The sequence below is a fragment of the Levilactobacillus humaensis genome, from assembly GCF_024345185.1.
GTDB lineage: Bacteria > Bacillota > Bacilli > Lactobacillales > Lactobacillaceae > Levilactobacillus > Levilactobacillus humaensis.
The window spans coordinates 1-7,801 of record NZ_BROB01000049.1 but is presented as its reverse complement, the minus strand read 5'-3'; the positions used below and the strand labels follow the sequence as shown (position 1 = coordinate 7,801).

The 7,801-nt window shown below is 48.1% G+C and carries 6 protein-coding genes and 4 tRNA genes; all 10 read left to right on the top strand.

The window, feature by feature from the left end:
- Nucleotides 1-4: 4 nt before the first annotated feature.
- The 10 genes from OCU14_RS11015 to OCU14_RS10970 all read left to right on the top strand — a co-directional run bounded on the left by OCU14_RS11015 (nucleotide 5) and on the right by OCU14_RS10970 (nucleotide 7,791).
- Nucleotides 5-77: transfer RNA gene (locus OCU14_RS11015), tRNA-Asn, on the top strand.
- Between the two features lie 26 nt (nucleotides 78-103).
- Nucleotides 104-176: transfer RNA gene (locus tag OCU14_RS11010), tRNA-Thr, on the top strand.
- Between the two features lie 249 nt (nucleotides 177-425).
- A complete protein-coding gene (locus OCU14_RS11005) occupies nucleotides 426-749 on the top strand; it encodes a PTS sugar transporter subunit IIB (RefSeq protein WP_261811065.1) in 324 nt (107 codons plus the stop codon).
- A 1-nt stretch (nucleotide 750) separates the two neighbouring features.
- A complete protein-coding gene (locus tag OCU14_RS11000; protein WP_261811064.1) occupies nucleotides 751-1,050 on the top strand; it encodes a PTS lactose/cellobiose transporter subunit IIA in 300 nt (99 codons plus the stop codon).
- A gap of 311 nt (nucleotides 1,051-1,361) precedes the next feature.
- The gene (locus OCU14_RS10995) at nucleotides 1,362-2,843 is read left to right on the top strand and encodes a peptide MFS transporter (protein ID WP_261811063.1); all 1,482 of its coding nucleotides are present in this window, start codon (nucleotides 1,362-1,364) and stop codon (nucleotides 2,841-2,843) included.
- Nucleotides 2,844-2,909: 66 nt separating this feature from the next.
- Nucleotides 2,910-3,725 carry a metallophosphoesterase gene (locus OCU14_RS10990; RefSeq protein WP_261811062.1) on the top strand — a complete coding sequence of 272 codons (816 nt, stop codon included), beginning with the start codon at nucleotides 2,910-2,912 and terminating at the stop codon, nucleotides 3,723-3,725.
- An 83-nt stretch (nucleotides 3,726-3,808) separates the two neighbouring features.
- Nucleotides 3,809-3,891, top strand: a tRNA-Tyr gene (locus tag OCU14_RS10985).
- Between the two features lie 9 nt (nucleotides 3,892-3,900).
- Nucleotides 3,901-3,972, top strand: a tRNA-Gln gene (locus tag OCU14_RS10980).
- Between the two features lie 509 nt (nucleotides 3,973-4,481).
- Nucleotides 4,482-6,983 carry a leucine-rich repeat protein gene (locus OCU14_RS10975; RefSeq protein WP_261811061.1) on the top strand — a complete coding sequence of 834 codons (2,502 nt, stop codon included), beginning with the start codon at nucleotides 4,482-4,484 and terminating at the stop codon, nucleotides 6,981-6,983.
- A gap of 94 nt (nucleotides 6,984-7,077) precedes the next feature.
- On the top strand, nucleotides 7,078-7,791 hold the full coding sequence (locus OCU14_RS10970) for a KxYKxGKxW signal peptide domain-containing protein (RefSeq protein ID WP_261811060.1): 714 nt from the start codon (nucleotides 7,078-7,080) through the stop codon (nucleotides 7,789-7,791).
- Nucleotides 7,792-7,801 lie beyond the last annotated feature (10 nt).

The following is a 7,801-nucleotide window of genomic DNA, read 5'->3' as shown; positions in this document are numbered from 1 at the left end:
TTATTCCGGCATAGCTCAGTTGGTAGAGCACCTGACTGTTAATCAGGTTGTCGACGGTTCGAGCCCGCCTGCCGGAGTCGGGTTAACCACGTTAGCCAGATATGCCGGCTTAGCTCAGCTGGTAGAGCATCGGTATCGTAAACCGAGGGTCGGGGATTCGAATTCCTCAGCCGGCATCAGATAAGTTTCTAGTCGCTGACTAGGAGCTTTTTTTGTATCTAAATGCAATGACAGCGGTAGCGATTGGTCTAGTCATTTTACAATTGGTCTAATATTTCTATACCAATTGGTATAGAAATGGGAATGCCGTTCTGGCAACGATAGTTAAAAGTAATGGTAAATTGATTTTATAAATAAACCCATTGTGGTATAGGTGCATTAGTGCTATCCTGAAAGTAACTAGAAAAGGATAGGGAGTTGCCATCATGAAAAACATTCTGTTAGTTTGCGGTCAAGGAATCTCAAGCCATTTGTTTATCGGGGAAGCTAAGCGGGTATCGGAAACACAACGGGTTCCTTTGCATTTTCAGGCTGTGAGTTATTTGGAGTTAACACCAGAATTGTTGTCTGACCAAGACCTCGTCTTATTGACGCCTCAAGTGGCTTATCAAGCCGAGATCCAAGCGAAAATTGGGGATCGTGTCCCAATGGCTGTGATTCCTAACGATATTTATGGTTGGCTAAATAGCCAGGCTCTCGTGAAGTTCACTTGCAAGCAACTGGCTGTGCACCCCGCAGTGGCTTACTAAAATGACTGCTACAACGGTCACCCAACTGGCAATGCAACTTCTGCTGGCAGCGGGGGAGGCAAAGCAACTGTTGCTTAAAGCCGCAGCTGCTGGAAAGCTGACACCGACTGGTCTGGCACCGTGTCGAGCCAAATTAGTCACGGCGCATCAAGTTCAAACTAAAATCATGGCTGAGTTGACGTCTAAGGAGCTTGAACCAGATATTCTGGTGATTCATGCAATGGACAGTCTCATGGCGGTAGAAAGCAATTTTGAGTTAATTCAACTATTAAACCTAAAACAAGTGAGAGACGTCGACTAGCCGCGGCGTCTTTTTATATTGTTCGCAACTTTATTCATTAAAAGTATAATAGTCGGTCAGATTAGAAATGAATAAAAAATAAAAGGATTGCATGAGACGGCTCATGCTTTCATCATTATTTTTTCCTAGGCGTGACGCGGTATGTAGCGCTTTCTCTACCGAAAACCGTTGCGTAACGGCACTTCATGCAGTATAATTACTACTATGTTTTATTAGAGGTCTATGAGACACTTTGCCGGCCGCCTTTTTCTTGACGGCGAAACAAAAATAAAAATATTCATTTTAACAATCGTACTGGAGGTATTATCGTTTTGAATAACAAACCAGAAACGCCTACCCAAGACCGCACCTTCTTTGGTCAACCGCGGGGGTTATCGACTCTGTTCTTCACCGAAATGTGGGAACGGTTCAGTTACTACGGGATGCGGGCCATCCTTATCTACTACATGTACTACTCTGTTACCAAGGGTGGTCTGGGCTTCGACCAAGCCACGGCTGCTTCGGTAATGTCTATCTACGGGTCCATGGTTTACCTGGCATCCGTTTTAGGTGGTTACTTAAGTGACCGGGTATGGGGGAGTCGTAAGACTGTCTTTATCGGTGGGGTTTTAATCATGTTCGGGCATATTGCCTTATCAATTCCTGCCGGTGCCATGGCACTCTTCATCTCCATTCTCTTGATTGTCTTGGGGACTGGGCTGTTAAAGCCTAACGTTTCCGAAATGGTTGGGGGTCTCTACGACGAAGGGGATACTCGGCGTGATGCTGGGTTCACGATCTTCGTCTTCGGGATTAACTTAGGTTCCCTGGTTGCTCCACTGATCGTTGGGTGGTTAGGTCTGAAGTACAACTTCCACTTAGGGTTCTCGCTGGCCGCTATCGGGATGTTCCTTGGCTTGATTCAATACTGGTACGGTGGTAAGAAGTACCTGAGCAAGGAAAGTCTTTACCCAACCGACCCCTTGGAACCAGGTGACATGTCCAAGTTAACGGTTCGTTCTCTCGTTGGTTTAGTTGCCTTCGGGTTGGTCGTTCTCTTGATGTTCTTGTTAGGTTCTCTGAACTTAAACAACTTCGTGATGTTACTTTCTACTATTGCCTTGGCCGCACCTGTGATCTACTTCGTCATCTTCTTGACGAGTAAAAAGGTTACGCCAACCGAAAGAAAACACGTCTGGGCTTACCTCGGACTCTTCATTGCCGCAACGATCTTCTGGGCAATCGAAGAACAAGGGTCATCTGTTTTGGCCTTATTCGCTGCTAACCAAACAAACAATAACTTCATGGGCTTCCACATCTTACCTTCTTGGTACCAGATGTTAAACCCACTGTTCATCCTGATCTACACGCCATTCTTTGCCATGTTGTGGAACCGTTGGGGTAAGAAGCAACCAAGTTCACCAGCCAAGTTTGCAACTGGGATGTTGTTCGCTGGGGCTTCCTTCTTATTGATGGTTGTTCCGGTAACGTTGTTTGGGACAGATGCTAAGATTAGCCCACTGTGGTTGGTCGGGAGTTGGGCAATCGTTGAAATTGCCGAACTGTTAATTTCCCCAATTGGGTTGTCTGTAACGACTAAGTTGGCACCAAAGGCCTTCCAATCTCAAATGATGAGTATGTGGTTCTTGGCCGATGCCGCTGGGCAAGCTGTCAACGCCCAAGCTGTTAAACTGTACACGCCAGGTAACGAAGGTGCCTACTTCCTGGGCGTCGCCATTGTGGCCATCGTCGCTGGATTAATCCTGTTCGCTCTGGTAAAACCTATTAAGAATTTAATGGCCGGAATTAAATAATCAAATTAACTGGCAAAAAGTGCTACTCTATGGGGGTAGCACTTTTTTTGTGGAGGAGGTTTTTTCGTGGTTAAGGTGGCATTAGTTAGTGATCTGCATTTTGACGTGAATCACCAGGAACTCGACACCGTCATCCCAGCCCACGTGGCTTGGTTGAAGCAACACCAAATAGGGGTGTATCTCATTGCCGGCGATATCACCAATCACTTCGCACAGTCACTAGCCTATGCTGAACGCATGCAGGCAGCTTTAGCGCCTGCGCAGGTCCGTTTCGTGGCTGGGAATCACGATATGCTCCACGACGTCACCTACGACGAGTTAGGGACGTCTCTGGCACCAACCTATTTACATCGCCAGGTTTTAGATGTTGCCGGAACCAATTGGCGGATCGTGGGGAACAACGGCTGGTATGATTATGGTTTTGCCGACAACCTCCCAGGCAGGAACTTTGCAACCTGGAAGCGGGCCTTCTGGGTGGATGGCAGTATTTCACAGCCACAGTCAGATCCGGAACGTTTGGCAGCGGAACTACCCTTGATTCAAGATCAACTCGACTTGGCCCGTGCCGCTGGCAAACGGGTGCTGTTCATGACGCACTTTGTGCCCCGGCGGGAATTCATTCGTTACACGGATGACAACCGCTTTTGGAACATGGCCAACGCTCTGTTAGGAAGCCCCCAAATGGGGGAACTGCTGGCGAAAAATCAAGTGGAAACGGTCCTATTCGGTCACGTCCACCGGCACTTTACACCGCAACAGTTGGATGGCTCCTGGTATTACGATCAGGCAGTCGGCTATCATAATCGTCGGATTAACGAGTGGACCCAGACTGATTTCGCATCAGAATGGGCGCAACGGGTCCGAATCCTGAATTTAAACTAAAAACATGACAAAAAATGCTTGACGATTTATGCAGAATTCTGTATGATAATAAACGTTGATTCGTTTCGACGTTTCAAGTTTCTGGTGGGGTAGCGAAGTCTGGCTAAACGCGGCGGACTGTAAATCCGCTCCTTCGGGTTCGGTGGTTCGAATCCACTCCCCACCATTTTATTATTGGGCTATAGCCAAGTGGTAAGGCAACAGGTTTTGATCCTGTCATGCGCTGGTTCGAACCCAGCTAGCCCAACTTTAACCAGTCACTGTGTGTGGCTGGTTTTTTTGTGCATTTTTTTCTGATTGCAAGTTATCAAGCAGTTTAAATAATTCAGGTGTCAACGACTGACCAGAACTCGTGTTGAAAACCGGTTTGATTGGGGCCAAGTGAGGAATCAAGCCAGTTGACTAATCGGATTCTCAGAAAATAAAAAAACTTTTTCCACCACATTTTCAATAAAATGTGGCGTCTGTCATTTTTCCTGAAGTTGTCTGTCAAATGAAAGCTTACAGTTAGCGGTCAATCAGAAAAGAAAATGATCACACAATACGGTTGGGTACATTATAGGTGAAATGGTTCGCTCCGTCGGCGTTTGTGGATCACTGGAAAATGATGGGTGAAGTGTTAGGATAACCATGAGGACCAGTATCGAATAATTTATAAAACGATAGGTCGGGATTCCGTGACCCACCAATGGTGATTAGGTTCCTGAACTTACAGATAATCAAGTAAACTTACTGAACGAAAGGACGGCCGCCATCATGTTAAAGCGCAGACAGAAGCGAACAGTTAAATTGACGCAAGTGCCATGCAAATGGCTCTATGCTAGCGTCACGATGGTCGTCGGCCTCAGTGCAGGTTTTTTGGTGTCCACTCAGTCGGCTTATGCGGCGACGCCCAACGATTCGACGCCAGTTAGTCAGCAAGTGACGCCAACTAAAATGACAACAGAAGAGAAAACCGATTCTGACGAAGAGACGGCTGGTTCGAAGTCTGGAACACAATCAGACAAGAATACCGGTGATGATCCAACAGTTTCAAAGTTAGGGACGGACGAAAAGGGTGGAACTGACGAGTCAACAACGCCGGCAAACCCAGTCACAACGCCAAAACAGACAGCTGTGGCGACCAAATCAGTCAAGGCGGCCGAAACAAAGTCTGATTTCAGTTATAGCCAAGACCAGAGTGGCACCTACATCGTGACCGGGTACACGGGTGAAGCCCAGCAACAGGCCGACGGTTCGGCACCTCAAGACGGGTACGCCACGGCGATTACCATTCCCGATACCTATCTGGGGAAGGCCGTCACCGGGATTGCCGCGAACGCCTTCAATAATGTGGCTGGAACTGACAATCACTTGGGGATTGTGAAGGCCCTGACTGGCGTTACTTTGGGAGCCAACATTCAGTGGGTTGGGGCACACGCCTTTGCGCACAATAATCTGACGTCACTAACGTTACCAAACGGTACCTGGTCCATTAAGGCCGGAGCCTTTGAGGATAACCAGTTGACGACGGTTGAATTGAATTGTGTCGAGCAGATTGACGAGGATGCCTTTGCGGGTAACAAGTTAACGAAGGTTGTGATTCCAGATACCACCACAGGGATTGGGGACCGCGCGTTTAATCAGAACGCCATCACGCAACTAACCTTAGGTGCTAAGCTACAGCGAATTGGGACCAGTGCGTTTGCCAATAATCAAATTGGCGGAAACCTGACCTTACCCACCACACTGATTAACTTAGGTGATTCCGCCTTTCAAGAGAACAAATTAACAGGCGTTTCACTGGATGATAACCTCCAGACGATTGGGACGGATGCGTTCAACACTAACCTTATCGCGGGTAATGTGGTCTTACCGACCGCATTAACGGAATTAGGGGCCGGGTCGTTCGCCAATAATCACTTGACGGGGGTGACCTTTAACTCGGCAATCACCAAGATTAACAATAGTGTCTTTGAGAATAACGATTTTAGTGGCGTCCTCAAATTACCAGATTCCGTTGAAAACATTGGGGATAGTGCCTTTGCCAACAACCAATTGACAGGTGTGGACCTTGGTCCCAATGTCACGACGATTGGCACGTCCACCTTTACCAAGAATCAGTTGATTGGAACGCTGAAAATGCCAGCTAACCTGACGGCAATTGGGGATGGCGCCTTTAGCTATAACCAACTCACAGGGATTGATTGGAACGACCAGACGATTTCCTTAGGGGAAAGTGTCTTCGCACACAACTACCTGAAGGGCACGCTGGTGATTCCGAAGACGATTGTTAACATTGGAAAACAGGATTTTTATGCCAATGCACTTACCGGATTAATTATTGATAACCCGCTCGAAAGTTTGGGTGATGAAGCCTTTGCTTATAATAACTTGCAGGATATTCAGGTCACCAAAGACATTGGAACCTCGGGTGACAATGCTTATGCGCATCAAAAGGCATTGACGGGCGTTGACGTGACGATTCAAGGATTGAATGCATCTGGTGTGAAGGCTGCGATTGCCAAACGGCTAGGCCTGCCAGTTTCCAAATTGGCAGATCTACAATTTAAGTTGAATGGCGAAAAGCTAACCTACGACGAATACAGCGATACGTTAGTCTTGCCCGTCGAAGTGGCCTATGAAGACCAAGTTGATTTGAGCCTGTCTTCTACCAGTACCGACACCGGGCGCTATGGGGTTGATGAGTTGTTATTGGAACTCAATCGGATTCCAGATCTGACACCACCGGATCAGGACCCTAGTACCGATCCTTCAACGGATCCAACGACTGATCCTACAACAGACCCGTCCACGAATCCAAGTACGGATCCAACAACTGATCCAACTACGCCAACGGATCCAGTGACGCCGGTAACGCCGATCGATCCGACTGACAATATTCCACATGAAATCGTGGCGCCAATTCCAATGGCTGTTAAGATTCAGCCTTGGGCGGTCGGCCCCACTGAAATGGCGAACCATCATGCCCACTTCACGGGAGATTCTTCTTGGGAATATGCGACACCACAATTGATGACGTTTAAGGTGTCGAGACACTCAGGTCCTGTCACTCGTCAAATGGAGACGAGCCAGGCCCAGCAGAAAACTTGGACTTCTCAACAGGCTACGACGGCCACTAAGACCACGAAGGCTAAGTCGCAGACAACCAACACCAGGTTGCCACAAACAGGGGAACGGGGAAGTCTCGTTGCTTGGTTGGGAGCGATGTTAGGACTTTTGGGAACTTGGGGTCTGCGTCGCAGACGTCAAGATTAAAACGTAAATAACCGGTAAACGGGCCTGGGATCACCCCAGGTCCGTTTAGCTTGAATGAATCGAATTTCTTAATGGATGAAAGAGACGGTAAAAAATGCCAAATGGAACGAAGCAGCACTACAAAATGTATAAGGCCAAGAAACAGTGGCTGGTCGTTGGGTTAACTGCCATGGCTTTGGGTGCTGGTATGGCTGTAGAAACCACAGCACAGGCTGCGACACCAACCAGTGCCGCTAGTGAAAGTACCAGTGGCAACGCGGCCGCTCCTTCGAGTGCCGCGTCAGGAACGGAGTCAGAGACGCCTAGCAGTGCCAACAGTGAAGCGGGGGAGAAAGCTGCCCAGTCAAGTAGTGCTGCTTCAGGCGAATCTCAAGCGGCACCGGCTTCAAGCCTAGCAGGTCAGAAAAAAGGATCTGCAGCCCAACCAGAAAATTCAGTAGCTCAGCCTGCTGGTGCGACGGCTGATTCGGCTGACGTGCCAGCGGATTCCTTAAAAGATTCAGTGGTGACACTGCCAGTTCATAAGTACCAAGTCAATGATCTGAAGATGTTGGGTCGTTCGAAAATGTCGTATTCTGGTCCGGATGCAGCTCGCCCGGCGGCACGAATGGTAGCTTTGGCGGATGATACGCCAGCAACAACGACTGACAGTGATTTTATTATCTCTGATAACATCATCACCGGATACAAGGGAACGGCGACGGCTATTACCATCCCAGCGAAGGTGAATGGTGAAGATGTTTATGGGAGATTGCAAGAATTATCCGAACACTTATTAGAACCTCATCTGTTCCCAGAAGACCTCTAATGGTGTACGC